At 72.7% G+C, this 26,078-nt stretch carries 22 protein-coding genes and 1 pseudogene; 13 read left to right on the top strand and 10 right to left on the bottom strand.

The window, feature by feature from the left end:
- The first annotated feature begins 359 nt into the window (after window positions 1-359).
- The 4 genes from ACIQMJ_RS30720 (at window position 360) to ACIQMJ_RS30735 (ending at window position 3,863) form a co-directional block, all read left to right on the top strand.
- Window positions 360-1,442 (top strand): polyprenyl synthetase family protein, encoded by a 1,083-nt coding sequence (locus ACIQMJ_RS30720; protein WP_499764492.1) that lies wholly within the window; start codon window positions 360-362, stop codon window positions 1,440-1,442.
- Window positions 1,439-2,065: an ATP-binding cassette domain-containing protein gene (locus ACIQMJ_RS30725; protein WP_499764493.1), complete on the top strand. Its 627-nt coding sequence runs from the start codon at window positions 1,439-1,441 to the stop codon at window positions 2,063-2,065. Before ACIQMJ_RS30720 ends, ACIQMJ_RS30725 begins: the two co-directional genes overlap by 4 nt.
- A 4-nt stretch (window positions 2,066-2,069) precedes the next feature.
- Window positions 2,070-3,095, top strand: a complete 1,026-nt coding sequence (locus tag ACIQMJ_RS30730; protein ID WP_499764494.1) for an ABC transporter permease — start codon at window positions 2,070-2,072, stop codon at window positions 3,093-3,095.
- A 621-nt stretch (window positions 3,096-3,716) separates the two neighbouring features.
- Window positions 3,717-3,863: a hypothetical protein gene (locus ACIQMJ_RS30735; protein WP_499764495.1), complete on the top strand. Its 147-nt coding sequence runs from the start codon at window positions 3,717-3,719 to the stop codon at window positions 3,861-3,863.
- Here ACIQMJ_RS30735 and ACIQMJ_RS30740 read toward each other — a convergent pair.
- Both ACIQMJ_RS30740 and ACIQMJ_RS30745 read right to left on the bottom strand, forming a co-directional pair.
- Window positions 3,860-5,023 (bottom strand): alpha/beta hydrolase, encoded by a 1,164-nt coding sequence (locus tag ACIQMJ_RS30740; protein ID WP_499764496.1) that lies wholly within the window; start codon window positions 5,021-5,023, stop codon window positions 3,860-3,862. The genes ACIQMJ_RS30735 and ACIQMJ_RS30740 overlap by 4 nt on opposite strands.
- A 20-nt stretch (window positions 5,024-5,043) precedes the next feature.
- Window positions 5,044-5,826 (bottom strand): MerR family transcriptional regulator, encoded by a 783-nt coding sequence (locus ACIQMJ_RS30745; RefSeq protein ID WP_499764497.1) that lies wholly within the window; start codon window positions 5,824-5,826, stop codon window positions 5,044-5,046.
- Between the two features lie 148 nt (window positions 5,827-5,974).
- On the opposite strand from ACIQMJ_RS30745, the gene ACIQMJ_RS30750 reads away from it, so the two are divergent.
- The gene (locus tag ACIQMJ_RS30750) at window positions 5,975-6,709 is read left to right on the top strand and encodes a sugar phosphate isomerase/epimerase family protein (RefSeq protein WP_499764498.1); all 735 of its coding nucleotides are present in this window, start codon (window positions 5,975-5,977) and stop codon (window positions 6,707-6,709) included.
- Entirely contained in the window at window positions 6,706-7,794 is a 1,089-nt protein-coding gene (locus ACIQMJ_RS30755; protein ID WP_499764499.1) for a Gfo/Idh/MocA family protein, read from the top strand. Before ACIQMJ_RS30750 ends, ACIQMJ_RS30755 begins: the two co-directional genes overlap by 4 nt.
- On the opposite strand, the gene ACIQMJ_RS30760 is transcribed toward ACIQMJ_RS30755, so the two are convergent.
- Both ACIQMJ_RS30760 and ACIQMJ_RS30765 read right to left on the bottom strand, forming a co-directional pair.
- Complete coding sequence (locus tag ACIQMJ_RS30760; RefSeq protein WP_499764500.1) at window positions 7,775-8,365, bottom strand: TetR/AcrR family transcriptional regulator; 591 nt, start codon at window positions 8,363-8,365, stop codon at window positions 7,775-7,777. The genes ACIQMJ_RS30755 and ACIQMJ_RS30760 overlap by 20 nt on opposite strands.
- A 48-nt stretch (window positions 8,366-8,413) precedes the next feature.
- Window positions 8,414-9,643, bottom strand: coding sequence for a hypothetical protein (locus tag ACIQMJ_RS30765; protein ID WP_499764501.1), 1,230 nt, complete (start codon window positions 9,641-9,643; stop codon window positions 8,414-8,416).
- Between the two features lie 296 nt (window positions 9,644-9,939).
- Between ACIQMJ_RS30765 and ACIQMJ_RS30770 the strand changes: the two genes are divergently transcribed.
- The 3 genes from ACIQMJ_RS30770 (at window position 9,940) to ACIQMJ_RS30780 (ending at window position 15,488) form a co-directional block, all read left to right on the top strand.
- Window positions 9,940-14,397 (top strand): carbohydrate-binding protein, encoded by a 4,458-nt coding sequence (locus ACIQMJ_RS30770; RefSeq protein ID WP_499764502.1) that lies wholly within the window; start codon window positions 9,940-9,942, stop codon window positions 14,395-14,397.
- Window positions 14,394-15,236: a TIM barrel protein gene (locus ACIQMJ_RS30775; RefSeq protein WP_499764503.1), complete on the top strand. Its 843-nt coding sequence runs from the start codon at window positions 14,394-14,396 to the stop codon at window positions 15,234-15,236. The genes ACIQMJ_RS30770 and ACIQMJ_RS30775 overlap by 4 nt, the downstream gene beginning before the upstream one ends.
- 99 nt (window positions 15,237-15,335) lie before the next feature.
- The gene (locus ACIQMJ_RS30780; protein WP_499764504.1) at window positions 15,336-15,488 is read left to right on the top strand and encodes a hypothetical protein; all 153 of its coding nucleotides are present in this window, start codon (window positions 15,336-15,338) and stop codon (window positions 15,486-15,488) included.
- Here ACIQMJ_RS30780 and ACIQMJ_RS30785 read toward each other — a convergent pair.
- Entirely contained in the window at window positions 15,469-16,698 is a 1,230-nt protein-coding gene (locus tag ACIQMJ_RS30785) for an RNA polymerase sigma factor (protein WP_499764505.1), read from the bottom strand. The two genes, ACIQMJ_RS30780 and ACIQMJ_RS30785, sit on opposite strands and share 20 nt — an antisense overlap.
- Window positions 16,695-17,015 (bottom strand): YciI family protein, encoded by a 321-nt coding sequence (locus ACIQMJ_RS30790; protein WP_499764506.1) that lies wholly within the window; start codon window positions 17,013-17,015, stop codon window positions 16,695-16,697. The genes ACIQMJ_RS30785 and ACIQMJ_RS30790 overlap by 4 nt, the downstream gene beginning before the upstream one ends.
- Window positions 17,016-17,097: 82 nt before the next feature.
- Here ACIQMJ_RS30790 and ACIQMJ_RS30795 point away from each other — a divergent pair, with 82 nt between their 5' ends.
- Together ACIQMJ_RS30795 and ACIQMJ_RS30800 are read left to right on the top strand one after the other, a co-directional pair.
- A complete protein-coding gene (locus ACIQMJ_RS30795; RefSeq protein ID WP_499764507.1) occupies window positions 17,098-17,604 on the top strand; it encodes a hypothetical protein in 507 nt (168 codons plus the stop codon).
- A 152-nt stretch (window positions 17,605-17,756) separates the two neighbouring features.
- A complete protein-coding gene (locus ACIQMJ_RS30800) occupies window positions 17,757-18,947 on the top strand; it encodes a lipase family protein (RefSeq protein ID WP_499764508.1) in 1,191 nt (396 codons plus the stop codon).
- Here the strand turns inward: ACIQMJ_RS30800 and ACIQMJ_RS30805 are convergent.
- Complete coding sequence (locus ACIQMJ_RS30805) at window positions 18,881-20,194, bottom strand: PucR family transcriptional regulator (RefSeq protein WP_499764509.1); 1,314 nt, start codon at window positions 20,192-20,194, stop codon at window positions 18,881-18,883. The two genes, ACIQMJ_RS30800 and ACIQMJ_RS30805, sit on opposite strands and share 67 nt — an antisense overlap.
- A gap of 217 nt (window positions 20,195-20,411) precedes the next feature.
- On the opposite strand from ACIQMJ_RS30805, the gene ACIQMJ_RS30810 reads away from it, so the two are divergent.
- Complete coding sequence (locus tag ACIQMJ_RS30810; RefSeq protein WP_499764510.1) at window positions 20,412-21,626, top strand: lipase family protein; 1,215 nt, start codon at window positions 20,412-20,414, stop codon at window positions 21,624-21,626.
- A gap of 75 nt (window positions 21,627-21,701) precedes the next feature.
- On the opposite strand, the gene ACIQMJ_RS30815 is transcribed toward ACIQMJ_RS30810, so the two are convergent.
- From ACIQMJ_RS30815 to ACIQMJ_RS30825, 3 genes are all read right to left on the bottom strand, one after another.
- On the bottom strand, window positions 21,702-22,922 hold the full coding sequence (locus ACIQMJ_RS30815) for a DUF6801 domain-containing protein (protein WP_499764511.1): 1,221 nt from the start codon (window positions 22,920-22,922) through the stop codon (window positions 21,702-21,704).
- A 138-nt stretch (window positions 22,923-23,060) separates the two neighbouring features.
- Window positions 23,061-23,603, bottom strand: a complete 543-nt coding sequence (locus ACIQMJ_RS30820) for a hypothetical protein (RefSeq protein ID WP_499764512.1) — start codon at window positions 23,601-23,603, stop codon at window positions 23,061-23,063.
- A gap of 72 nt (window positions 23,604-23,675) precedes the next feature.
- Window positions 23,676-24,359, bottom strand: coding sequence for an aspartate/glutamate racemase family protein (locus ACIQMJ_RS30825; protein ID WP_499764513.1), 684 nt, complete (start codon window positions 24,357-24,359; stop codon window positions 23,676-23,678).
- Between the two features lie 90 nt (window positions 24,360-24,449).
- On the opposite strand from ACIQMJ_RS30825, the pseudogene ACIQMJ_RS30830 reads away from it, so the two are divergent.
- A pseudogene (locus ACIQMJ_RS30830) lies at window positions 24,450-26,071 on the top strand (AMP-binding protein).
- Window positions 26,072-26,078: the final 7 nt, after the last annotated feature.

Below are 26,078 nucleotides of genomic sequence, written 5' to 3' on the forward strand. Positions count from 1 at the left end.
AACCGACCGGTACAAGCGCGCCGGCGCGTTTCACGCGAACGGGTCCCCCGGCGCCACACGGACGTGTGCGTGTCGTTCCCGCGAATCGGGGGAGCGCTGTGCCTCAGCGTCGCCGAGTGCCCCTCCGCCCCCGTCAACGGGCGGATGTGCGGGTGAGAAGCGCAGGTCGGACCGGTACGACCGTCCCCGAACGGGGTCCGCGACCGCCGTCGGCCGCCGGTCCCGCCCCACCGGTGTTAGCTTCGGACGGCCGGGAAGTGACCACGTCCGACCGCCGGAACGTCACCGTGTGCACCCACCGCGTCCCCGCTCCCCGCGTCCTCGCCGGAACCGGTCCTGTTCGCGCCTGTGGAGGTTCCATGACAGTCATCGACGCCGTGCGCGGCGACCTCGCCGAGGTCCGCGCGGAGGTGGACGCGACGCTCGACCGATTCCTCGCGGAGAAGGCGCGCACCGCGCCGGACCCCTGCCTGCCTCCGCTGGTGGACGTGCTGCGGGAGTTCGTGGCCGGTGGCAAGCGATTGCGCCCCTTGTTCTGCCACTGCGGCTTCGTCGCCGCGGGCGGCTCGCCCGACGACCGCGCGGTGGCCTGGGCCGGCGCCGCGCTGGAGATGTTCCACACCTTCGCGCTGGTGCACGACGACATCATGGACCGCTCCGAGCGGCGTCGCGGCCGTCCCACCGTGCACCGGGCGCTCGGTGCGCGGTTCGCGGGCCGGGGCCACGACGACGGGCACGCCGCCGAGCGGTTCGGCGCGAACCTGGGCATCCTGGCGGGCGACCTGTGCTTCACGTGGACCGACGAGCTGCTCGACCGGACGGAAGTGGACCAGCGGCGGTGGCGCGCGGTCCGGTCGCTGGTGCACACCATGCGCACCGAGCTGATCGCCGGGCAGCTGCTGGACCTGGGCGGCGACCCGCGGTCCGCGGCGGACCCGGTGCGGTCGGCGTGGCGGACCATCCGGCTCAAGACCGCCCGGTACACGGTCGAACTGCCGCTGCGCATCGGCGTGGCGCTGGCCGGCGGCGACGCGGCGCTGATGCGGGCGTGCGGGGCCTACGGCCGGCCGGTCGGCGAGGCTTACCAGCTGCGGGACGACCTGCTCGGGATGTTCGGCGACCCCAAGGTGACCGGCAAACCCGACCTGGACGACCTGCGCGGCGGCAAGCCCACCGTGCTGATGGCGTTGGCGTGGCAGCAGGCGGACCCCGGGCAGCGCGAGGTGATCTCGGCCCTGCACGGCGACCCGGAGCTGGACGAGGAGGGCGCGGCGCGGCTGCGGGAGGTGGTGGTCGCGACCGGGGCCGCGGCCCGGGTCGAGCGGCTGATCACCATCCGCGCCGACCGGGCGCTGGGCGCGCTGCGGTCGTCGTCGATGAGCCCGGCCGCCAAGGCGCCGCTGGCCGAGCTGGTCGCCCACGCGACCCGTCGCGCCCGGTGAGCGGGACGTCCACGACGGACTTCACGCTGCGCGCGGTCGACCTGCACAAGGCGTTCGGCACGCGCCAGGTCCTGCGGGGCGTCGACTTCTCGCTGCGGCGCGGGGAGATCATGGGGATCATCGGCGAGAACGGCGCGGGCAAGACCACGCTGCTGCGCGTGCTGTCCGGCGAGCTCAAGGCCGACCGGGGCGCGGTGGTGCACCGCGACCGGCTCGGGTACTGCCCGCAGCGGATCGTCGTCAACGACGAGCTGACCGTGGAGCAGCACCTGCGCTACTTCCAGTGCGCCTACCGGCTGACGTCGCTGGACCGGGCGCAGGAGCTGGTGGAGCGGCTGGCCCTGGCCCGCTACCGGCGCACCAAGGCGGGCGTCCTCAGCGGCGGCACGCGGCAGAAGCTCAACCTCGTGATCGCGCTCATGCACGACCCCGGCGTGGTGCTGATGGACGAGCCGTACCAGGGTTCGACTGGGACAACTACCTCGCGTTCTGGTCGATCACCCAGGAGCTGCGCGACCGGGGCCAGTCGGTGCTGGTCATCTCGCACATCGCGCCCGACGTGGAGCGGTTCGACCGGCTGCACCGGCTGCGCGGCGGGCAGGTCGTCGAAGAGGCGGGGGTGACGACGTGAGTCCGCTGCCGGCCGTGCTGGCGGACATCAAGGCGTACAAGGAGACGCTGGACGACCAGACGACGTGGCAGGCGTCGCTGCTCAAGGCGATCGGGTTCGAGGTCGCCCAGCACGTCCGCAACCGGTTGGCGCCGGCGCTGGTGGTGTTCTTCATCCCGGTGTGGCTGGGCATCGTGCGCGGGATCATCCCGTCCGACACGGTCGAGTACCACTCGCGGGTGGTGCGCGGTCCGCTGCCGGTGAACGCCAACGAGCCGGCTGTGGTGTCCGGCGCGATCAACGCGGTGACGCTGATCATCGGGTTCATGATGTTCGCCGCCGTGCGCCGGTCCAGCGCGTTCGACCAGCGGCTGGTGCTGGCGGGCCACTCGCGGGCGTGCCTGCTGGTGGCGAAGCTGGCGGGGCTGGTGCTGGTGTCGGCGGTGGTCGCGGCGTACGCCGGGCTGGTCATGGCGATGTACTGGGACCCGCAGCAGCCGGGCCTGATGACGCTCAGCCTGTTCGCCAGCGGCCTCACCTACGGCGGGCTGGGCATCGTGCTGGGTCTCGCGCTGTCCACCGAGCTGGCGGGCATGTTCGTGATCATCATGGTGTCGCTGGTGGACGTGATGGTGCAGAACCCGATCATCAACCCGGCCGACACGCAGGCGGTGGTGCGGTTCCTGCCCACGTACGGGTCGATGCAGGCGGGGGCGGCGGCCGGGTTCACGTCGCGGGGGGCGGTCGGGTACGCGTCGCTCGGGTTGCTGTGGTTGACGGCGTTCGGGTTGATCGGGTTGCTCGCGTTCCACCGGCGCACCAAAGACCACGCTCGGCACGCGGGGGCGGGGGAGCCGTCGGCGGCGGTCACCGTGTCGACCCGGGCGGCGACCCGGCGCAGGAGCCGGTCGGGCCGATGTACGGGCAGGCGTGCGGGTACGGCGCGAGCTACTTCGGCACGACGCCGTTCGCGCCGGTCGTCGGCACGGCCTGCGCGCACCCCGCAGCCCCGCTGCCCGCCGTCCCCCTGCCCGACGACGTGATGCCCGCCGCCTGACCCCGGCGTGTCCTACCTCCAGAACGCGTGAGTCGAACGCTCAGGTCCCGAGAGTCGAACGCTCAGGTCCCGTGAGTTCTACGTTCAGGACGCGAGAGTCCTACGTTCGGAGTGCGAGAGTCCTACGTTCAGGTCCGGTGAGTTCAACGTTCAGGTCGGCGGCTCGGTGGTTGGGTCCGGCTCGATGTGATGTCACATCGAGCCTCGGTGGGCTGGTGGCGGGTCCGTTGTGGGCGGGGTGGTGGGTAACGTCGGAGTGGTGAGGCCGTTGCTGTTGTTGGATGTTGATGGGCCATTGCATCCGTTTGCGGCTCGGATTCCGCCGGATGGGTATGGGGAGCACCGGTGGCGGTTGTCCAGGTGGGGGCGGGCGGTGCAGCGGGCTTGGTTGAAGCCGGAGCACGGGCCCGCGTTGCTCGAGGTGGCGCGGAGGACTGGGGCGGAGTTGGCGTGGGCTACTACGTGGGAGCACCGGGCCAACGTGACGGTTGGCCCGGCGCTGGGGCTCCCTGTGTTGCCGGTGGTTGGTGTGCGGGCGTACGAGGGCAGGGCGGAGTGGAAGTTCGGGGCGGTTGGGCGGTTTGCCTGGGGGCGGCCGTTGGCCTGGTTGGACGATGACTTCGGTTTGTTCCCGGCCGCGCGGCGGGCGTTCGTGGAGCGGCGGGGGGAAGTGACGGCGTTGATCGACGTGGACCCGGCGGTCGGTGTCACGGCGGACCACCTGGACGCTGTGGTGGAGGCGTTGGCTTCCTAGAGGTGGCGGTTGAAGAAGGACACCACGTGGTGGCGCACGGTGGGGATGGAGACGGTCGGGTCGAGGGTGCCGACCATGGCGGTGCGGCCTTGGTCGTCCATCAGACCTGCCGCGTGCAGTTGGGGGACGATGGCGGCGAAGTCGGTCAGGGCCCAGTGGTTGGCGTTCGCGATCACGTGTTGTCGGGCGCAGCCGTGGGCGAGTGCGGCGGACCACGAACGGCGGTAGCGGTCGTTCTGGAAGCCTTCCGTGCCCAGGAGGAGCAGTGGTCGGTCGGCGCCGTCACGGGCCACGGGCAGCAGTTCGCCGTCCTGGCCGGGTTGGTCCGGGTGGTAGTCCAGGAAGCCCTCCATGTTGATCGCCGCGTCGATGCGGCGGTCCTCGTGCATGCCCTCGGCGGCGATCGTGCCGCCCAGGCCCTGGCCGTACGTGCCCACCCGGCGCAGGTCGAGCGCACGGCCGAGGTCGCGGGGGAGGGGGCGGGCGTCGGCGTCGGGGTTGCCGCCCGCGGCCAGCAGTTCCAGGCGGTCGAGGACGAAGGCGGTGTCGGCGAGCCTGGTGGCGATCACGGTGCGGTAGAGGGCGGGGTCGGTGGCCGGGTTGCCGGGCAGGGCGATCCGTCGGGGCCCGGTCGGCAGGTCGACCGCGAACGCCTCGCCGGGGTGGTCGATCGTCAGCACGACGTAGCCGCGGCTCGCCAGCTCCTCGGCGGTGGTGGTGCCGAGGGCGCGCGGGTCGGCCAGGCCGGGGCTGTAGAGCACGACCGGGCGGCGCACGGGTTGCGCGGGGGCGTCGACGTGCGAGTGGGTGCGGGTGGCGGCCCAGTCGACGCCGGCGGCCGGCAGGTGCGGGTACGCCAGCGGCCGGACCACCGGCAGCATCGCGACCACGCCCGGCGTCAGGTGCGGTGCGACGGGGTGCTCCCGGACGTCCAGCGCCGGGTAGTGGACGGAGACCATGACCTCGCGTGGTCCGCCGCCGGCGTCGGGCCAGGGGTCCGGGCGGTCGGCGTCGACCAGGTGCAGCGCGGTGACGCCGACCCGGTGGACGCCGGTCGGCGCGGGCAGGGTCGGGACGAGGTCGGGTTCGGCCTCGGCGACGCCGGTCAGGCCCGCGGTGAGGACCAGGGCGGCGATGGGCACGGTTGTCCTGCGGAACATGGTTTCTCCCCTTTGGTGATTTATTCGGCTGACAGCGCGGCGTACATGCGGGACACGTAGTCCCACAGGCCGTCGCCCAGGTCGTCCACCGGCTGACCCGGCAGCACGTCGCGCAGCACGCCCCGGCCGTGCTCGCGGAAGAACGCGCTCATCGAGCGCAGGATCTCCCGGTCGCCGGCGGCGAACGTCTCGCCGACGTCGACCAGGCGCCGGGCGGTCCGGCGGACCTCCGGGTCGTCCACCGGGCGGCCCGCGCGGTAGTGCTCGACGACCTGCGCCAGCACTTCGGGCCACTCCTCGTCCAGCCGTTCCCGCGCCTGCGGGCCGATGTCGAACGCATGCTGGTCGAGGAAGTCGCGCTGCTCGCGGGTGAGGTGCCGGTCGAAGATCGTGGTGCTGCCCAGCAACGCGAGCAGGCGGTCCGAGTCCGGTCGGGTCGGCCCGGTGAGCTGGGCGAGCAGACCCCTCGTCTGGCGGCGCAACGCGTTGAGGCGCCACACCTGCTCGTCCAGCTGCTCCAGGTGCCCGGCGAGCACCCTGGCGAGCGGAGCCGGGTCGAACGTGTCGGCCAGCACGGCGCCGATCTCGTCCAACGACATGCCGAGCTGCCGCAGCAACCGGATCTGGTAGAGCCGGTGCAGGTCCGCCTCGGTGTAGCGGCGGTGGCCGGACGGCGTGCGCTCGCTCGGCCGCAGCAGGCCCAGCTCGTCGTAGTGGTGCAGCGTCCGCACCGTCATCCCGGCGACCTTGGCCAGCGCGCCGACGCTCCACCGCGCCTGGTCGAGGCCCCCCTCAGCGCTCATGGCACGACCCTAGAACCTCACGCGACGTCAGGTTCAAGTCTGTTTCACGGACGAGTGAACGCGTAGGGTCTGGTCTGAATTTCTACCAGGTGGTAGAAATCTGTGGGAGCGCTTCCATGCACGCCGGAGCCGACGTCAGGAGCCCGTGATGAGCAGAACCTCCGTGCAGCTGTACTCGGTACGCGACGCGTTCGCGGCCGATCCCGCCGACACCCTCCGCCGACTCGCCGGGATCGGCTTCACCGCCGTCGAGCCCTACGGCGTGGTGGAGAACGCCGACGTGCTCCGCACCGCGTTGGCCGAGCACGGCCTCGCCGCGCCGACCGCCCACGCGCAGCTCATCGGCGCCGACCAGGACGCCGTCTTCGCCGTCGCGGCGGAGTGCGGCATCGAGGTCGTCATCGACCCGTACGTGGGCGAGGAGCGGTGGCGGGACCCGGCCGACATCGCCGCCACCGCCGCCGCGCTCAACGCTGCCGCCGAGGTCGCCGCCCGCCACGGCGTCCGCGTCGGCTACCACAACCACTGGTGGGAGCTGGCCTCCCGGATCGACGGGCGCAGCGCGTTCGAGGTGCTGGCCGACCGGCTCGACCCCGGGGTGGTGCTGGAGGTGGACACCTACTGGGCCACGGTCGGCGGCGAGGACGCGCCCGCGTTGCTGCGCCGGCTCGGCGGTCGCGTGCACGCGATCCACGTCAAGGACGGCGGCCTGGCCCGGGACGGGTCCGGTCAGGTGCCGGCGGGCGAGGGGCGCGTGCCGGTGGCCGAGGTGCTCGCCGCCGCGCCCGACGCGTTGCGCGTGGTCGAGTTCGACGCCTACGACGGTGACGTGTTCACCGGTCTCGCCCGCAGCTACGCGTTCCTCGCCGAGGTGGGGGCATGACCGGGGTCGGCGTCGTCGGCACGGGCGTGATCAGCGAGGAGTACCTGCGCAACCTGACGTCGTTCCCGGACGTGCGGGTGCTCGCCGTCGCCGACCTCGACCCCGCGCGGGCGGCGGCGCAGGCGGCGCGGCACGGCGTGCCACGATCATCCACTGTGGACGAACTGCTGGCCGACCCGGACATCGGGATCGTGGTCAACCTGACCGTGCCGGCGGCGCACGTCGCGGTCAGCACGGCCGCGGTCGAGGCGGGCAAGCACGTGTGGGTGGAGAAACCGCTCGGGCTGGACCTGCGCGCCGCACGCGCGCTGCTCGACCTCGCGGCGCGACGGGGTGTGCGGGTCGCGTGCGCCCCCGACACCCTGCTGGGAGCCGGGTGGCAGACCGCGCGGCGGGCCGTCGACGCCGGTCGGATCGGGGAGCCGCGCACCGCGCTGGCGCTGTTCCAGTCGCCGGGCCCGGAGAGCTGGCACCCCGCGCCGGAGTTCCTGTTCCAGGCGGGCGGCGGGCCGTTGCTCGACATGGGGCCGTACTACCTGACCGGGCTGGTGCACCTGCTCGGCCCGATCCGCCGGGTCACCGCGACCGGCGGCCGGGCGCGGGACACGCGGGTGATCGGGTCCGGGCCGCGGGCGGGCGCCGAGTTCGCGGTGACCGTGCCGACCACGGTGACGGCGCTGGTCGAGTTCGAGCGCGGCGGGGCGGCGCAGGCGGTGTTCAGCTTCGACTCGGCGTTGACGCGCACGGGTTTCGTGGAGGTCGGCGGCACGCTCGGCACGGCCGTGCTGCCCGACCCCAACCGGTTCGACGGCACGACCGAACTGCACCTCCCCGACGGCGTGCACGCGCTTGCGCCACAAGGCCACTCGGCCTCCCGCGGCACGGGCGTGCTGGAGCTGGCGCGGGCGATCCGGGCCGGTGAGCCGGAACGCGCGTCCGGCGAGCTCGCCTACCACGTGCTGGACGCGATGCTCGCGATGGAGGAGTCCATCGCGGCGGGGCGTTCGGTGGACGTCGGCAGCACGGTCGAGCCGCCGCCCGCCCTGCCGCCCGACTGGGACCCGCTCAGTCCAGCGGCACGGTGAGCAGCGTGCCCAGGTAGAACCTCAGCGAGCCGACCAGGTCGACCTCGTCCGGGGTGGTCAGCCACTGCACCTGGAGCCCGTCCATCAACGCGACGAACGCCAGCGCCGCCGACGCCGGGTCGACGCCGGGGCGCAGCTCGCCGCGGTCCGCGAGGGCCCGGAACGAGCCGACCACGCCCTCGCGCGCCGCCCGGTAGTGGCGCACGAAGTACTCGTGCGCCGGGTGGTCGGCGGCCACGGCCTCGGCCGCCAGCCGCGAGTACAGGTCGACGATGCCGGGGTGGCGCACGTTGTGCTCGGCCAGGGCGACGAAGTGGCGCAGGACGTCGAGGCCGGGGGTGGCGGTCAGCTGCTCCCGCTCGGCGTCCTCCGCGTCACGGCGCTCCAGCACGGCGGCGAGCAGCGCTTCCTTGGTGGGGAAGTAGTACAGCAGCCCGGCGTGCGTGATCCCGGCGCGCTTGGCGATCTCGCGCAGCGACGAGCCGTGGTACCCGGCCTCCCCGTACACCGCGACCGCCGCCGTGATGATGTCCTCGCGGCGGATCCGGCCTTTCAGGTAACCGCCGGTCACGGGCTCGCCGTCGTGGTCTCGCGCACGCGCACATGATGCCGTACCGCGTCACGGCGAGGGGGTCCAGGTCCGCAGCGCGCCCGCCGCCACCTCGGCGAACCTGCCGGTGCGCGGGTTGTGCGCGTGCGGCGTGAAGCCCTCGACCACGCCCGTCCGCGCGCCGGCCGCGGGGTCCCAGACCTCCAGCCCGGCCGCGGTGGTGACGTAGAGCAGCCCCTCGTGGCCCCACATCCGCCCGGTGGGGCCGGCGAACGCCGCCACGTGCCTGCTCTCGGCCACGTCGTGCACCTCGACTCCCGGCACCGGTGGCCGGTCCAGGCCGCCGATCGGCTGGAGGGCGGCGGTGCGGTCGTCCAGCCACGCCATCGGCAGGTCCCACGCGTCGCGCACGGCCAGCGCCCGGCCGTGCTCGGTCGCGTGCGCGTCTCCGCCCAGCCACGCCGCCACGTCGTGCACGACCGGCACCCCGCACGGGCTCCACACCCAGCCGTCGTCCAGCAGCCACCGGCCCGACGGGGACGGCAGCAGCGCGCCGTGGAAGTAGTCGAGGTAGTGGTCGGGTTTCGGGCCGTCACCGGACCAGGTCGTCACGCGGTCGGTGAGCAGGCGCCCGGTGGCCGGGTCGAACGCGTCCAGGCGGTTCCAGTCGGTCGCGGTGACGAGCACGTCGCCGACGAACGCCACCGGGAAGCACGTGTGGCGGTACCGGTAGTCCCCGCGGTCCAGGGCCAGCACCGGCGCGCCGGTCACGAGGTCGACCACGACGCCGTGCCGGCCGAAGTCGGTGACCACGGCCGCGTACCGCCCGTCCGGCGAGGTGTGCAGCGCGGGCCGGGGCGCGTCGGGCAGGGCGTCCGGCGGTTCGGCGGGGAGCGGCACGGGCACCGCGGGCCCGTCCGCGCCCACCTCGACCAAGCCGTCCGCGGTGAGCACCAGCCACCCGTCGGGCACCGCGGCCACGCACCGCGCGTTCACCGGCTCGACCGCGCACTCCCGGGTCGTCCACGTGCCCCGCGGCTCGGCGTCGCGGTGCCGGACCTCGGGCTGCCCGATCCAGCCGAGCAGGTCGCTGTGGTCGTCCAGCCGCTCCGCGCACCCGACGCACAGCGCGGCCAACCGCGGCTCGTCCTGCCCGGCGCACGACTCGCACAGCACGTCGTACGCCAAGCCGGTCCCGGTGAACCTCCCGTAGTGGTCGGGAGGTCGTTCGGCGACGAGGTGCGCGCAGCCGAGGTACCGGGAGGGGTGCGCCGCATGCCCGCACGGGAGTACGTCCACCGGCTCAGTGTGGCACCGCCGACCGGCCCGCAGGGGTTGACGGACGGTGCCCGACCCTCCCGCACTTTCGGCCATTCGTGCATGACTTTTGTCAACGATAAGCAAAAGTCTTGTGCACTTCGGACGGATCTGAACAGAATGGCGCTCGCGTTCAGCCTTGTGAACTGGACCACACAGCCCAGCGTTGTGCGACCGAGGAGACAGCGGTGCGACGTCAGCGAAGCACGCTCGGAATCCCGCCCCGACCCACCCGCAGAACCGCCGTAGCGCTAGCGCTCACCGCCGCCCTGGGCGCGATGACCCTGGTGGCGACACCCGCGACGGCGCACCCCGACGGCGAACACCTCCTCGTCTTCTCCAAGACGGCGGGCTTCCGGCACGACTCGATCCCCGACGGCATCGCCGCGATCACCGAGCTCGGCGCGGCAAACGGCTTCACCGTCGAGGCCACCGAGGACGCCGCCGCGTTCACCGACACCAACCTCGCCCGGTTCGACGCCGTCGTCTGGCTGTCCACCACCGGCGACGTCCTGGACGACGCCCAGCAGCAGGCGTTCCAGCGGTTCGTCGAGAACGGCGGCGGGTACGCGGGCGTGCACGCCGCCGCGGACACCGAGTACTCGTGGCCCTGGTACGCCGGGCTGGTCGGCTCGTACTTCAAGTCCCACCCGGCCATCCAGCCCGCCGACGTGGTGGTGGAGGACCACGACCACCCGTCGACCGCGCACCTGCCGGACACCTGGCACCGCACCGACGAGTGGTACACCTACCAGTCCAACCCCCGGTCGCGGGTGAAGGTGCTGGCCGCGCTGGACGAGACCAGCTACACGCCCACCGACCCGTCCGGCGACCACCCGATCTCGTGGTGCCACACGCCGGGCCAGGGCCGCTCCTGGTACACGGGAATGGGCCACACCAAGGAGTCCTACGCCGACCCGGCGTTCCGCGACCACCTGCTCGGCGGCCTGCGGTACGCGCTCGGCGTCGCGCCCGCCGACTGCGAACCCGAGGACGCGCCGCCGACCGACGGCGACTTCGACCAGGTGACGCTCGCGCTCGGCGAGGAGAAGACCGGCGAGCCGATCGCGCTGGCCGTGCTGCCGGACCGCGAGGTCGTGCACACCTCCCGCGACGGCCGGGTCTGGCTCACCAGCCCGGAGGCGACGACCACGCTCGCCGGCCGCGTCCCCGTCTACAACCACGACGAGGACGGGTTGCAGGGCGTGGCGGCGGACCCGGACTTCGCGAACAACCGCTGGCTCTACCTGTACTACGCGCCACCGCTGGACACCCCGGCCGGTGACGCGCCGGAGAACGGGACCGCCGCGGACTTCGAGCGGTTCAAGGGCCACAACCAGCTGTCCCGCTTCAAGCTGACCACCGACGGCGTGCTGGACCTGGCCAGCGAGCAGCGCATCCTCCAGGTGCCCGCCGACCGCGGCCTGTGCTGCCACGCGGGCGGCGAGATCGACTTCGACGCGCAGGGCAACCTGTACCTGTCCACCGGCGACGACACCAACCCGTTCGCCTCCGACGGCTACAGCCCCATCGACGAACGCGCGGAGCGCAACCCGGCGTTCGACGCGCAGCGCTCCTCGGCCAACACCAACGACCTGCGCGGCAAGGTGCTGCGGATCAAGGTCCAGGACGACGGCACGTACACCGTCCCGGAGGGCAACCTGTTCGCGCCCGGCACGGACAAGACCCGCGCCGAGATCTACGCCATGGGCTTCCGCAACCCGTTCCGCTTCGCCGTGGACAAGGCCACCGGCTGGATCCACCTCGGCGACTACGGCCCGGACGCGGGCGCGGCGAACCCGGCCCGCGGCCCCGGCGGCAGCGTCGAGTTCAACCTGGTCAAGGCGCCCGGCAACTACGGCTGGCCCTACTGCGTCGGCGACAACGTCCCCTACGTCGACTACGACTTCGCCACCGGCACGTCCGGCGGCGCGTTCGACTGCGGCGCGCCCAAGAACACCAGCCCGCACAACACCGGCCTCGTCGACCTGCCGCCCGTGCAGCGCGCGTGGATCCCCTACGACGGCGGGTCCGTGCCCGAGTTCGGCGGCGGCGGCGAGTCGCCGATGGGCGGCCCCACCTACCACTTCGACCCGGACCTGGACAGCCCGACCAAGTTCCCGGAGTTCTTCGACGGCCGGACGTTCGCCTACGAGTGGGACCGCGGCTGGATCAAGACGATCGACGTCGGCCCGGCCGGCGAGCGCGGCGCGATCAGCCCGTTCTTCGACTCGATGACCCTGACCCGGCCGATGAACCTGGAGTTCGGCCCGGACGGGTCGCTGTACGTGCTGGACTACGGCAGCGGCTACTTCGGCGGCGCGGAGGACTCGGCGGTCTACCGCATCGACTACGCCAGGGGACGCCATACGCCGGTCGCCAAGCTGGCCGCCGACAAGACCTCCGGTCCGGCGCCGCTGACCGTGCGGTTCGACCCCGGCGGCACGGCCGACGAGGACGGCGACCCGCTGACCTACGCGTGGGACTTCGACGGCGACGGCACCACCGACGACACCACGGCCGGACCGGTCACCCACACCTACACCGCGGTCGGCCAGTTCACCGCCAAGCTGTCCGTCACCGACCCGACCGGCCTGGTCGGCTCGGCCAGCGCCGTGGTCAACGTCGGCAACACCGCGCCCGTGGTGGTGCTCACCGCGCCCGCCGACGGCCGGGTGTTCAGCTTCGGCGACGAGGTGCCGTTCTCCGTCACGGTCACCGACCCGGAGGACGGGCAGGTCGACTGCGCGAAGGTCACCGTGGAGTACATCCTCGGCCACGACAGCCACGGCCACCCGCTCACCCGCGCCACCGGCTGCGAGGGCGTGCTGCCGACGCCGTCCGACGGCGGGCACGGCCTGGACGCCAACATCTTCGGCGTCATCAACGCCTCCTACACCGACAACGGCGCGCCGGGCGCGCCCGCGCTGACCGGCGAGGCCGAGGCGATCCTGCAACCGCGGGCCAAGCAGGCCGAGTACTTCACCACCATGCAGGGCGTGCAGGTGGTCGAGACCGGCACGGCCGAGGGTGACAAGCGCGTCGGGTACGTCGACGACGGCGACTGGATCGCGTTCGACCCGGTCAACCTCGGCGGTGTCGCGGCGATCGGCTACCGGGTGTCGTCCGGCGGGAGCGGCGGCACGATCGAGGTGCGCGTCGACTCGCCGACCGGCCCGCTGGTGCAGCAGCAGCCCGTGCCGTCGACCGGCGGCTGGGACAACTACGTCGAGCTCGCGCCGTCGCCGATCACCGACCCCGGCGGCACGCACCGGCTGTTCCTGGTGTTCCGGGGCTCCGGCAGCCTGTTCGACGTGGACGCGGTCCGGTTCTCCGCCGGCGCGGCCCCGCCGTCCTGGGAACCGGTGCGGCACACGCCCGCCGAGTCCTACTCCGCGCAGCGGGGCACCTCGGTGGTCCGGGCCGAGGAGGCGCAGGGCGGCCGGCAGGTCGGCAACGTCCACGACCGCGACTGGATCGCGTTCGACGGCGTGTCGCTGGCCGGCGTCACGGGCATCGGCTACCGGGTCTCCTCGGCCACGGAGGGCGGCACGATCGAAGCGCGCGTCGACTCGCCGACCGGCCCGCTCGTGTCGAGCACCCGGGTCCGGAGCACGGGCGACTGGCGCGTCTACGCCGACCTGCCACCTGCGGCGATCACCGACCCCGGCGGCACGCACCGGCTGTACTTCGTGTTCCGCGGCGGCCGGGGCGCGTTGCTGGACCTCGACACGATCACGTTCCGCGGTGCCGGGACGGTCGCCGCGGTCGACGTGCCCGCGGAGGCGTTGAGCGGGCAGCAGGGCGTCGCGGTGTACGACCGCGAGACCGCGCAGGGCGGCAAGCGGGTCGGCGAGATCAACGACGGCGACTGGGTGTCCTATGCGGACGTCGACCTGTCGAAGACCGCGGGCATCGGCTACCGGATCTCGTCCGGCGGTGTCGGCGGCACGCTGGAGGCGCACGCCGACTCGCCGACCGGCCCGGTGGTGCACGCGCCGGTGACCGTGCCGGTGACCGGGAGCTGGGACTTCTACCTCGACATCGCGCCGCAGGAGGTGCGCCTGACCGGCGTGCACGACCTCTACCTGGTGTTCAAGGGCGGTCCGGGGGCGCTGTTCGACGTCGACACGATCCGGCACCTGCGCTACAAGCAGGCCGGCGCGTGCAAGCCCACCAAGCCGGAGGCGGGGTACCGCAGCCTCTACGACGGCACGGGCGTGACCGGGTGGCGGCAGGCCGGTCCGGGCCGGTTCGTGGAGGAGGACTGCGCGCTGCGCACCGAAGGCGGGCTCGGGCTGCTGTGGTTCGAGGAGGAGTTCTCCGCCTACAGCCTCAAGTTCGACTGGAAGGTGGCGGGCGACGACAACTCCGGCGTGTTCGTCGGCTTCCCCGACCCCGGCGCGGACCCGTGGGTGGCGGTGAACCAGGGCTACGAGGTGCAGATCGACGCGACCGACGCGCCGGACCGCACCACCGGCGCCATCTACTCGTTCCAGTCGGCCGACATCCCCGCCCGGGACGCGGCGCTCAAGCCGCCGGGGGAGTGGAACGCCTACGAGATCGTCGTGCGGGGGCAGCGCATCCGCGTGTTCCTCAACGGGGTGCTGGTCAACGACTTCACCAGCACCGACCCCGCGCGCGACCTCACCAGCGGGCACGTCGGCCTGCAGAACCACGGTGACGGCGACGACGTGTGGTTCCGCAATGTCCGCATCAAGGAGCTGTCCCGATGACCGAGGAGACACCCATGCCGTCCCGCCGCACGTTCCTCAGCACCGCCCTCGCCACCGGCGCGGCCGTCGCCCTGCCCGCCACGGCGGGCGCGGCCTCGCCCGACCGACCGTGCCGCCGGGTGCCCGAGGAGTCGATCAGCATCCAGCTCTACACCCTGCGGGACATCATGGGTGACGACCCCGAGCCCGTGCTGTCGGCGCTGGCCGACATCGGCTACCGCAAGGTCGAGCTGGCCGGCACGTACGGGCGCAGCGCCGCCGAGTTCGCGGCCGTGCTGCGGCGCACCGGGCTGCGGGCCACGTCCAGCCACGCCGGCATCGACGGCGACCTCGACCAGCTCATCGCCGACGCGCGCACGCTCGGGCACAAGTACGTCGTGGTGCCGTGGGTGAACTACGCGACGTTGGCCGAGTGGCGGGCGTTCGCCACCCGGCTGGAGGCGGCGGGGGACAAGCTGCGGCGCGCGGGGCTGAGCCTGGGCTACCACAACCACGCGCACGAGTTCGCCGCGGTGGAGGGCACGCGTCCGTTCGACGTGATCACGGCGGGGACGACGCGGCGCAACGTGCACCTGGAGCTGGACCTGTACTGGGCGGTGACGGGCGGCGTGGACCCGGTCGCCCTGTACCGGGCGAACTTCCCGCGCGTGCGGCAGTTCCACGTCAAGGACCGGGCGGCCGACGGGTCGTTCGCCGACCTCGGCACGGGCACGATCGACTTCGCGTCGATCTTCCGCGCCACCAACGTGACCGAGTACATCGTGGAGAACGACCAGCCGCGCGACGCCCTCGTCACCGCGCGGGTCGGTTACGACTACCTGGTGAACCTGCGGTTCTGACCGGGGGCGGCTTGCCCGCGGCGGAGCCCGCCGTCGTCTTGGCCGCGCTGGTGGTCTCCGCCGTGGTCCTGCGCCGCGCCGACGACGCCGGACCCCGCCGTGTCGGGCCCGACCGCCGGGCCGCGGCCCGACCTGCTGCCGCTGCCGCCCGAGCTGTGCCTGACCGTGCTGCGGTCGGGGCCCGCGATCCACCTGCTGGAACCGCGGGACCACTGCGCCGAGGACGACGAGCTCATCCCGGCAGGGCGGTGATCAGGCGGGTGAGGTGCCGCCGTTCGGCGTCGGTCGGGGCCAGGTCGCGCGCGCGTTCGTAGGCGGCCCGCGCCTCCGGTTCCCGGCCCAGGCGGCGCAGGAGGTCCGCCCGGGTGGCCGGGAGCAGGTGGCCGGTGATCTCGTCGGCCAGGTCGTCCACCAGGGCGAGGCCGGCCGCCGGCCCGTCCACCATCGCCACGGCCACCGCCCGGTTCAGCCGCACGACCGGCGACGGCACCAGCTTGAGCAGTTCCCCGTAGAGCAGGGCGATCTGCGGCCAGTCCGTGTCCTCCGCCCGGACCGCGGTGGCGTGGCAGGCCGCGATGGCGGCCTGGACCTGGTACGGCCCCGGCCGGCCGCGCCGCAGCGCCGCGTCCAGCAGCGCCACGCCCTCCTCGACCTGCGCGCGGTCCCAGCGCGAGCGGTCCTGCCGGTCCAGCGGCACCAGGTCGCCCGCCGGGTCGAACCGCGCGTCCCGGCGCGAGTCCTGCACCGACATCAGCGCGAGCAGGCCCACCGCCTCCGGCTCGTCGGGCATCAGCGCGACCAGGGTGCGCGCCAGCCGGATGGCCTGCGCGCACAGCTCCCGCCGCAGCAGCTCCCCGCCGCCGCCCGCCGCGTAACCCTCGTTGAACAGCAGGTACAGCACGGCCAGCACGCCGACCGTCCGCTCCGGCAGCAGGTGGGCGGGCGGCACGCGGTACGGGATGCGGGCGTTGCGGATCTTCTGCCGCGCCCGCACCAGCCGCTTGGTCATCGTCGCCTCCGGCACCAGGAACGCCCGCGCGATCTCCGCCGTGGTCAGGCCGGCGACCGTGCGCAGGGTCAGCGCGACCCGCGCCTCCAGCGTCAACGCCGGGTGGCAGCACGTGAAGATCAGCCGCAGCAGGTCGTCGCCGATGCCGTCGTCCTCGACGTCCCAGCCCTCGGTGGACGTGTCGTCCGGCATCGCCGCCACCTCCCGCAGTTTCGCCGCCTCCACCCCTGCGCGCCGCAACCGGTCCAGCGCGCGGTTGCGGGCGGTCGTGGTGAGCCACCCGCCGGGACGCAGGGGGACGCCCTCGCGCGGCCAGCACTCCAGCGCCCGCGCGAAGGCGTCCTGCACGCACTCCTCGGCCAAATCCCAATCGCCGGTGAGGCGGATCAGCGTCGCCACGATCCGCCCCCGCTCGGCCCGGAACAGCGCCGAGACCTCCGCGTCGACCGTCATCCGACGTGGAACGGCCGGACCTCGACGGAGCCGAACCGCGCGCACGGGTGCCGCGACGCGATCCGGATCGCCTCGTCCAGGTCGGCGCAGTCGACGACGTCGTAGCCCACGATCTGCTCCTTCGTCTCGGCGAACGGCCCGTCGGTCAGCAGCACCTCGTCACCCCGCGTGCGCACGGTCGTGGCGTCCTGCGCCGACCGCAACTGCGAGCCGTCCAGCCGCCTGTCCCCGACCTCGGCGAGCCACTGCTCGATCGTGGGGTCGCCCTCGGTGGGCTCGATGGTGTCGTCGACGCAGATCAGCAGCATGTACTTCATCGGTCACTCCCGTCGTCAGGTGCATTCCACCACTACGACGAACGGGAACCGCCCAGGAGGACACCCGCCTACGATCCGCTTCATGACGAGGGACCTGGCCGCCATCGAGGAGGACGTCGCGCTGCTCGACGCCGTCCTGGAACCCGTCGCCAAGGCGCCGGTGGACCTGTCCGACCCCGACTGGATGGCCGAGCTGCGCGGGGTGCCGCACCCGTTGGAGCGCGCCGGCGTGCGTTCGGAGGCGGAGGCCGTGCTCACCGAGGTCCTCGACCGGTACGCGGCGGACGAGGCGTCGCGGCCGGGGTTGCGCGCGTTGTTCGACCGGTACACGTCGTTCCGCTGGGCCGTGCACCTGCGGTTCCCCATCACGCCGGAAGGGGTGCGGTCCGCGTTGGTGCTGCTCTCGGTGCGCGACCAGGGCGCGGACACGCGGGACGAGCTGATGGTGCTGCGGGCGTTGTGCGACGAGGCGCGGGCGGCGGGCGTGGACGTCGACCCGATCCTGCGCGAGGTCGCGGCGATCTCCAGCGACGTCGACCGGTACGGCATGGGATCGGTGCGCGCCATCCTCCTCGACGCCGTCCGGTGAGACCGCTCCCGTCGGCTGCGGATAGCACGTGCGCGCAATTCGCCCGGCCGTCTTTGCGCTCGGGTGACAAGAACTCGCAGGGCGCTTGACCTGCGAGAACCGGCCGCGCAACAGTTCGGCGGTCTTCGCCCGCGCTCGACGAGGAGCAGCCCATGCGCGTGAACCGGGGGTGGGCCGCCGTGCTCACCGCGGTCCTGGTGGTCGCCGGCACCGCCGACGCCACCGCCCAGATCTCCCACCACGACACGACGTCCGCGCCGGCCAACGGCGACGTGCTGCGGTCCGAACCCGCCGACTTCTTCCTCGACCCGGCCAAGCTGCTGCGCGCGCCCGCCACCGCGCACCGCGTCCTGTACCGCAGCACGGACGCGCACGACCGGCCGATCGACGTCAGCGGCACCGTGCTCACCCCGCACGCGCCGTGGACCGGACCGGGTCCGCGGCCGATCGTCGGGTACGCGCCCGGGACGCAGGGCGTCGGCGACGACTGCGCGCCGTCCCGGCAGATGGCCATGGGCAGCGAGTACGAGGGCCCGTTCCTGGCCGGTCTGCTGACCCGCGGCTACGGCGTCGTCGTCACCGACTACGAGGGCCTGGGCACGCCCGGCATGCACACCTACGTCAACCGCGCCGCCGAGGGCCACGCGGTGCTGGACGCGGTCCGCGCCGCGCAACGGCTGCCCGAGGCGAACCTGCCCGACGACGGGCCGGTGGCCACCGCCGGGTACTCGCAGGGCGGCGGCGCGTCCGCGGCGGCCGTCGAGCTGTACCCGGGCTACGCGCCCGAGCTGAAGCTGAAGGGCGCGTACGCGGGCGCGCCGCCGGCCGACCTCGGCGCGGTGGCGCGGAACCTGGACGGCCACTACGCGGCCGGGTTCCTGGGCTACTCGCTGCTCAGCCTGGACGCCGCGTACCCGGAGCTCGACATCCCGGGCGTGCTGAACGACGCGGGCCGCGAGCTGCTGGCCCAGGTCGAGCACCAGTGCACGGCCGAAGCGCTGCTCGCGCACGCGTTCCGCAAGTCGGTCGACCTCACCGCCGACGGCCGGCCGCTGTCCGCGTACCTGGACGAGGAGCCGTACGCCTCGCGGGTGGAGGAGCAGCGGATCGGCGTGCGCAAGCCCGGTGCACCGGTGCTGGTGGTGCACAGCGCGCTGGACGACATCGTGCCGTACGCGCAGGGCGCGGACATGGTGCGGCGGTGGTGCGCCCTGGGTGCGAACGTCAGGTTCAGCACCTCGCTCGTGCCGACGCACGCGGCGGCCATGGTCGCGGCCTACCCGGAGGCGTTCGCCTGGTTGGAGGCGCGCTTCGCGGGCGTTCCCGCCCGCGGCACCTGCTGAACGTCACGGGCCCGGCTGAGCAACCGGCGGGCGCGCAGCGCGATCTCCAGCGTGAGGCGCTCGTCGGGGTCGGCCAGCCGGTCGCCCAGCAGCTCTTCGAGCTGGTGCATCCGGTAGCGCACGGTCTGCGGGTGCACGTCGAGCCGGTTCGCGATCTCGCCGATGCCACCGCGGGTCTCCAGCCAGGCCAGCAACGTGGTCTCCAGCCGTTCCCGCTGCTTGACCGTCAACCCGGCGAACGCCGCCAGCGCCCGCCTGCTGAGCTGACCCACCAGGAACTCGTCGGACAGCAGCGCGAGCGTGGCCAGGTGGTCGTCGCACCACGTGACCGGCGCCGCGGGCAGCAACCCGCGGCGCACCAACCCCAGGGCGCGCCGCGCGCAGGCCAGCGACTGCCGAGCCTGCGCCAACGGCACCGTCGGCCCCACCGCGCCGCGCCGCCCGCGCAGCTCCGGCCGCAGCCGCCCGGCCGGGTTGGCCACCACCAGGCACGGCGTGGAGCTCTCCAGGTCGACCAGCACGTCACGGCCCAGCGTCACCGAGGGGAGCTGGTGCTGGTCCTCCCGGTACTCCAGCGCCACCACCGCGACCCGTTCCGGCAGCGGCCAGTCCGTCGTCCCGGCCAGGTCGGCGAGCGACTGCGGCGACGGCGGCTGCTCGGCCAGCACCAGCTTGAGCAGCTGCCGCCGCCTGCGCTCCAGCGCGCCGCTCGCGTTGGCCTGCGCCTCCGAGTAGCCCTCGATGGCCACCCGGCACAGCTCGTCCACCCACGCGAAGATCGCGTCGGCCACCACGAACAGGGTGTCGGTGGCCACGCCCATCGCGCGCCCGTGCTCGCTCAGGTGCCGCCACACGACCCGGGCGCCGACCCGCACCGCGGTCTGCAACGAGTCCATCGTGCGGCCTTCGAGGTACTCCATCCGCCCGCTGTAGCGCAGCACGGCCTGCCAGTCGGCCTGCGCCGCGTCGGGGTTGGCGATGGTGTCGAAGCACTTCACGATCGCCATCTCGACCGCGCCCACGAGCACCTCGCGGAACTTGCCCTCCAGCGGCTGCGCGTACGCGGGCACCGCCCGGCGGATCTCCCGGATCACGTCGCGCACCATGGCGCCGGACAGCGGCGCCATCTTCTCCGCCAGCTCGCCGGGGATGCTGGACCAGAGTTGGCGCGCCGCGCTGTACTCGCCTCGCTCGGCCCCGGGGGCCGTCCGCTGCCGCACCAACCCGCCGTCGAGTGGGATCGTCATGCTGCCCCTCCGCCTGGGCGAAGCACCGCCGGTGGGACTCCGCCCGGCTGACCGTAAAAGCACTCGCGTTGGTGTGTCAAATAGTGTTCCGGATACCTGGATGCATTCACTCTTTCGAGTGATCCAGGTGGTTGTAGGACCATCACAATTTCCGGTCCGGAAACACGCATGGGGGTGATAAATCGGCCGCGCGGCCTGGACTGGTCGACCGGGATTAATGCAGTGTGCATTGTCTTTGTCACATTTACCGGGAGGTGCGGGTTTGCGAAAAATATTCTCGTTAACGGCGGTCGGGGTGGTGCTGGCCGCCACCGTGACGGCGCTCGGTCCCTCGGCGGTGGCCGACGACTCGTTCTACGTGCCGCCCAGCCCGCTGCCCGCCGGTGCGGCAGGCGACCTCATCCGCTACCGGCCGTCGCAGGCGGGCGCGCTGGGCTCGACCGTGCGGGCCTGGCAGGTCATGTACCGGTCGACCGACGCGCTGGGGCAGCCCGACGCGGTCACCGGCACGGTGCTCGTGCCCGCGTCGGCGGACCCCGCCACCGCGCCGGTGGTCGCGTTCGCCGTGGGCACGCACGGCCCGGCGTTCCGCTGCGCCCCGTCGGAGATGGTGCGCATCGGGGCCCTGTACGAGCAGCCTGCCGTCAACGACCTGCTGCGCGCCGGCTACGCCGTGGCCATCACCGACTACGAGGGCTACCGGCCCGACCCCCGGACCACCTACGTCACCGGCCGGTCCGAGGGGCACGCGGTGATCGACGTGGTCCGGGCCGCGCAACGGCTGCCGGACGCCCGGCTGTCGCGTGACGCGAAGGTCGTGTTCCGCGGCTACTCGCAGGGCGGCGGCGCGGCGATGTGGGCCGGGCAGTTGCAGCCGCAGTACGCACCCGAGCTGAACCTGGTGGGCGTGGTCGGCGGCGGCGTGCCCGCGGACCTCGTGCAGGTCGCCCTGCCGCTGGACGGCCGCAAGGGCTTCGGCCTGCTCGCGTACTCGCTGATCGGGCTGGACCACGCCTACCCCGAGCTGGACCTGGAGGACTACCTCAACGACGCGGGCCGCGCCGAGTTCGCCCGCATGCAGCGCGAGGCGTGCACGTTGGAGCTCCTGGTCGACTACCAGGGCCGCCGGCTGGCCGACTACACGACGTCCAGCCCGGTGCTCACGCCGCCGTGGCTCGCCCGGGTGGCGGAGAACAAGCTCGGCGGCACGGCCATCCGCGTGCCGGTGCACGCCTACCACGCCACCGGGGACGACCTGGTGGACTTCACGCAGGCCAAGGCGTTGCGCGACGCGTACTGCGGACTGGGCGTGCAGGTCGACTGGCGGACCTACGCCACCGACCACATCACCGCCGTGCACACGGGCAGCGCGGCGGCGCAGGCGTTCACGGCGGACCGGATCGCGGGCCGCCCGGCGACGTCGAACTGCTGAGGCCCGGAGCAGCAGGAGACCGCCGCGGTCGGACGCGGCGGTCTCCAGTGGTGTTCGGGGTGCTCGCCCGGTCCGCTACGCGGTCTTCGCGGTGAGCGCCAGGGCGATCGTGTTGCCCGGACCTGCGGCGAAACCGCTGACCAGGTCGTTGAGCGGGCCGCAGCCGGTCAGCGCCGGGATCTCGTACGTGCCCGTCAGCCTGCCGCCCTTGAGCGGGTCGAAGCCCGCCGCCGAGGTGAGGGCGATGTCGGCGGGCGTGCTGGTGCGGCAGTTCGGGTCGTTGCTGATCGGGATGCCGAACGCGGTGACCGACGGCAGCTTGATGGTGACCTTCGAGCTCGACTTCACCGCGCCGGCGGTGAGCGTGCCGGTCGTCTTGCCCTCCGGCACGAACTCGATCTTCGACTCCACCGGCACGAACCCGAACAGGCTGAACTTGCCCGAGGTCGGCGGCAGCACCAGGTCACCGGTGAACCGGCCGGTCGCCAGCTCCAGGTCGGCGTTCAGGCTGCCGGGCCCGAGCGCGACCGCGCCGCCCAGCTTCTTGATCGTCGAGGTGCCGTCGAGCGAGTAGGCGTACTTGATGCCGCCGGGCGGCTGGGTGGTCGTCGTGGTCGTGGGCGTGGTCGTGCTGGTCGTCGTCGTCGTCGTGGTGGTGGTCGTGCTGGTGGTGGTCGTCGTGGTCGGGCCGCCGCCGCCCGACACGTCGAACCGGATCAGCGTCGGGTCCTGGCCCGGGTCGAGCACGCAGTTGGACGTGAACGTGCCCAGACCGGTCTCCGTGCCGTCGGCCTTCTTCGGGGTCAAGGTCGTGCTGTAGTTGCCGACCGTCACCGTCGTCGTGCCCGCCTTGGGGATCACCGCCGTCGGCACCGGGCCGCTCGCGACCACGTCGAACGCGCCCTCGGCGGGCACCGGGGTCTTCGGCACGGTCAGGCCGGGGATCTTGATGTCGAGCTTGCTGCCGGCGTTGTCCAGCGTCACGCCCGCCTCGGCCGAGCCCTCCACCGTCGCGGCGCCGACCAGGGTCAGGCCCTGCGTGGCGGTCGGCGGCACGGTGACCGTCGCGGAGAAGTCCGTCGTCTTCAACTCGCCGCCGACGGTGGCCGGCGCGTCGATCGTGGCCCGGATGCGGGTCGACAGCACCTGGTTGCCGATCAGCGGGAACGGGCAGGTGAACGTCAGCGTCTTGTCGACCTGGACGGGCGCCGCCGAGCCGCTGCCGACGCCGGCGAGCAGACCGGCCACGACGAGCCCGGACGTCACGCCCGCGCCCAGTATTGTCTTCAACCTCACGGGTGTTCCTTCCTCGAAATCTGCCGGAAATGTGCCGACTCGACGGAAGTTAATGAGGTGCGCGGACCAGCGGCAAGGGCGGTGCGGAAAACCCGCGATATCCGACAAATAATGTGCCGGACATTGTCTTCGGGGGCTCTAGTCGTCTTCCTTGGCCTCGCCGCGGCGGCGCATGAAGGTGAACCCGGGGATGCCCAGGATCGCCTGCCGGACGTCGTTGGTGACCTCCAGCAGCTGGTGGATGTCGGGGCCGACGCGGTCCAGCGTGGCCAGGATCGGCAGCACGTCGTCGATCAGGTGCTTGGTCAGCACCGGCAACTGGTCCACCAGCTGCACGGCGGCGTCCACCTCGTGCGGCGACAGGTCGTCCACGAACCGCTGCGCCAGCGGCTGCGCCTTCTGCGCGATCGGCGCGTAGGAGTCGAGCAGCTCCCGCGACACGCGGGCGGTGCGCCCCACGTCGGTCGTGACGCCCTCGGCCGCCGCCGTGACCGCCTTGGCCCGCCCCACCAACGACTCGGTCTCGTCCAGCACCCGCTCGGTGCGGGACACCATCTCGTCGGCGCGGCGCACCACGGCCTCCGCCGCGCCCAACAGGTCCAGCACGCGGCCGGGCACGGACACGGCGGTCTCGACGGTCGTCCTGGCCAGGTCGAACAGGCCGCGCGGGGTCAGCTCCATGGCGTCCACTCTGCCGCACGCGGCCGTGCCCGGCCTCAGGGAAAACCCTGACAAGGGGAAACGCGCGGGGTGCTAGGCCAGCGCGAGGTCGACGCCGGTCTCCACGTGGATGCGGGTGGAGTCGACCAGCGGCACCGTGCTGTCGGACTGGTCGACCAGCAGCGTGATCTCGGTGCAGCCCAGGATCACCGCCTCCGCGCCCCGTTCGACCAGCCGTGCCATCACGTCCCGGTAGGCGGCGCGTGACGCGGGCTCGACCCTGTTGCGGGTCAGCTCCTGGTAGATCACGTCGTGCACCAGCGTGCGGTCCGGCTCGTCCGGCACGACCAGCTCGATGCCGTGCGCGCGCATCCGGTCGCGGTAGAAGTCCTGCTCCATGGTGAACCGGGTGCCCAGCAGACCGACCCTGCGGTAGTCGGTCAGCCTCCGCGCGGTGGCGTCCACGATGTGCACGAACGGCACCTTGACGGCGTCCGTGATCGCGTCGGCCACCTTGTGCATGGTGTTGGTGCACAAGAGCACCAGCTCGGCGCCCGCGCCTTCGAGCTTGCGCGCGGCCTCGGCCAGCAGCTCGCCCGAGCGCTCCCACTGCCCGGTCCGCTGCAACTCCTCGATCTCGGCGAAGTCGACGGTCAGCAGCAGGCTGGGGGCGCAGTGGTGACCGCCGAGCCGGCGCCGCGTCTCCTCGTTGAGCAGCCGGTAGTACTCGGCGGACGATTCCCAGCTCATCCCGCCGATCAACCCGATGGTTCGCATGACGACGATTGTGTCGGTAGGTCGGCGGCGGGCAAGCACGAATAGCGTTGTCGCTGGTGAGGGGGTTGCAGGCTGCGGTAGGTTGCCGTGATGGCGCAGCTCAGCTACTCCTCGGGGACCTCCGACGTGCCGCTGTTGGGCGACACGATCGGCGCGAACTTCGACCGCGCGGTGGCCGCGCACGGCGACCGGGAAGCGTTGGTCGACCGCCCGTCCGGCCGCCGGTGGACCTACCGCGAGCTCGCCGCCGAGGTCGACTCGGTCGCGGCCGGGCTGGTGGCGTCCGGCGTCGAGGTGGGCGACCGCGCCGGCATCTGGTCGCCCAACCGCGCCGAGTGGGTCGTGGTCCAGTACGCGACCGCGCGGATCGGGGCGGTCCTGGTCAACATCAACCCCGCGTACCGGGTGCACGAGCTGGAGTACGTGCTCAACCAGTCGGGCGTGCGCACGCTGTTCGCCGCCGCGTCGTTCAAGACCTCCGACTACGCCGGGATGATCTCCGAGGTCCGGCCCCGGTGCGCCGCGCTGCGCCAGGTGGTGCTGTTCGACAGTCCGGAGTGGACGGACCTGCACGCGGAGGCGTTGCCCGAGTGGCCCGAGCTGTCCGCGGACGACCCGATCAACATCCAGTACACGTCGGGGACCACCGGGTTCCCCAAGGGTGCGACCCTGTCGCACCACAACATCCTCAACAACGGCTTCTTCGTCGGCGAGCTGCTCGGGTACGCGGCGGACGACCGGATCTGCGTTCCGGTGCCGTTCTACCACTGCTTCGGAATGGTCATGGGCAACCTGGCGGCCACGTCGCACGGGGCGTGCGTGGTGATCCCGGCGCCGGCGTTCGAGCCCGCCGCCACGTTGCGCGCGGTGGCGGAGGAGCGGTGCACGTCGCTGTACGGCGTGCCGACGATGTTCATCGCCGAACTCGCCGAGGACGACTTCGACTCCTACGACCTGTCGTCGCTGCGCACCGGGATCATGGCCGGCTCACCGTGCCCGGTCGAGGTGATGAAGCAGGTCGTGGAGCGGATGGGGATGCCGAGGTGTCGATCTGCTACGGCATGACCGAGACCTCGCCGGTGTCCACCCAGACCCGCCGGGACGACTCGCTGGACCGGCGGGTGTCCACCGTCGGCCGGGTCGGGCCGCACCTGGAGGTCAAGGTGGTCGACCCGGACACCGGCCGCACCGTGCCCCGCGGCACACCCGGTGAGCTGTGCACGCGCGGGTACTCGGTGATGCTGGGCTACTGGGAGCGGCCCGACAAGACCGCCGAGGCCATCGACGCCGCCCGCTGGATGCACACCGGCGACCTCGCCGTCATGGACGACGAGGGCTACGTCAACATCACCGGCCGGATCAAGGACATGGTGATCCGCGGCGGCGAGAACCTCTACCCGCGCGAGATCGAGGAATTCCTCTACACCCACCCCGATGTGCTGGACGCGCAGGTCGTCGGCGTGCCGGACGCGAAGTACGGCGAGGAGCTGATGGCCTGGGTCAGGATGCGCCCCGGCGCCGAACCACTGACCGCCGAGTCGCTGCGCTCGTTCTGCGCCGGCAAGCTGGCCCACCAGAAGATCCCCCGCTACGTCCACGTGGTGGACGAGTTCCCGATGACCGTCACCGGCAAGGTCCGCAAGGTCGAGATGCGTCATCAAGCCATCCACATCCTCGGCCTCACCGACGCTGACGCGGTCCGGCACGCCTAACCGACAC

This window comes from Actinosynnema sp. NPDC091369 (assembly GCF_044757065.1).
Taxonomy (GTDB): Bacteria; Actinomycetota; Actinomycetes; order Mycobacteriales; family Pseudonocardiaceae; genus Actinosynnema.

Coding starts and splice junctions, on each gene's coding strand:
- ACIQMJ_RS30800 (WP_499764508.1), top strand. CDS start 17,757: ATGCGCGTGAACCGGGGGTGGGCCGCCGTGCTCACCGCGGTCCTGGTG.
- ACIQMJ_RS30790 (WP_499764506.1), bottom strand. CDS start 17,015: ATGAAGTACATGCTGCTGATCTGCGTCGACGACACCATCGAGCCCACC.
- ACIQMJ_RS30785 (WP_499764505.1), bottom strand. CDS start 16,698: ATGACGGTCGACGCGGAGGTCTCGGCGCTGTTCCGGGCCGAGCGGGGG.
- ACIQMJ_RS30775 (WP_499764503.1), top strand. CDS start 14,394: ATGACCGAGGAGACACCCATGCCGTCCCGCCGCACGTTCCTCAGCACC.
- ACIQMJ_RS30745 (WP_499764497.1), bottom strand. CDS start 5,826: ATGAGCGCTGAGGGGGGCCTCGACCAGGCGCGGTGGAGCGTCGGCGCG.
- ACIQMJ_RS30810 (WP_499764510.1), top strand. CDS start 20,412: ATGCAGTGTGCATTGTCTTTGTCACATTTACCGGGAGGTGCGGGTTTG.
- ACIQMJ_RS30805 (WP_499764509.1), bottom strand. CDS start 20,194: ATGACGATCCCACTCGACGGCGGGTTGGTGCGGCAGCGGACGGCCCCC.
- ACIQMJ_RS30770 (WP_499764502.1), top strand. CDS start 9,940: ATGACCCTGGTGGCGACACCCGCGACGGCGCACCCCGACGGCGAACAC.
- ACIQMJ_RS30740 (WP_499764496.1), bottom strand. CDS start 5,023: ATGTTCCGCAGGACAACCGTGCCCATCGCCGCCCTGGTCCTCACCGCG.
- ACIQMJ_RS30750 (WP_499764498.1), top strand. CDS start 5,975: ATGAGCAGAACCTCCGTGCAGCTGTACTCGGTACGCGACGCGTTCGCG.
- ACIQMJ_RS30825 (WP_499764513.1), bottom strand. CDS start 24,359: ATGCGAACCATCGGGTTGATCGGCGGGATGAGCTGGGAATCGTCCGCC.
- ACIQMJ_RS30820 (WP_499764512.1), bottom strand. CDS start 23,603: ATGGAGCTGACCCCGCGCGGCCTGTTCGACCTGGCCAGGACGACCGTC.
- ACIQMJ_RS30755 (WP_499764499.1), top strand. CDS start 6,706: ATGACCGGGGTCGGCGTCGTCGGCACGGGCGTGATCAGCGAGGAGTAC.
- ACIQMJ_RS30795 (WP_499764507.1), top strand. CDS start 17,098: ATGACGAGGGACCTGGCCGCCATCGAGGAGGACGTCGCGCTGCTCGAC.
- ACIQMJ_RS30720 (WP_499764492.1), top strand. CDS start 360: ATGACAGTCATCGACGCCGTGCGCGGCGACCTCGCCGAGGTCCGCGCG.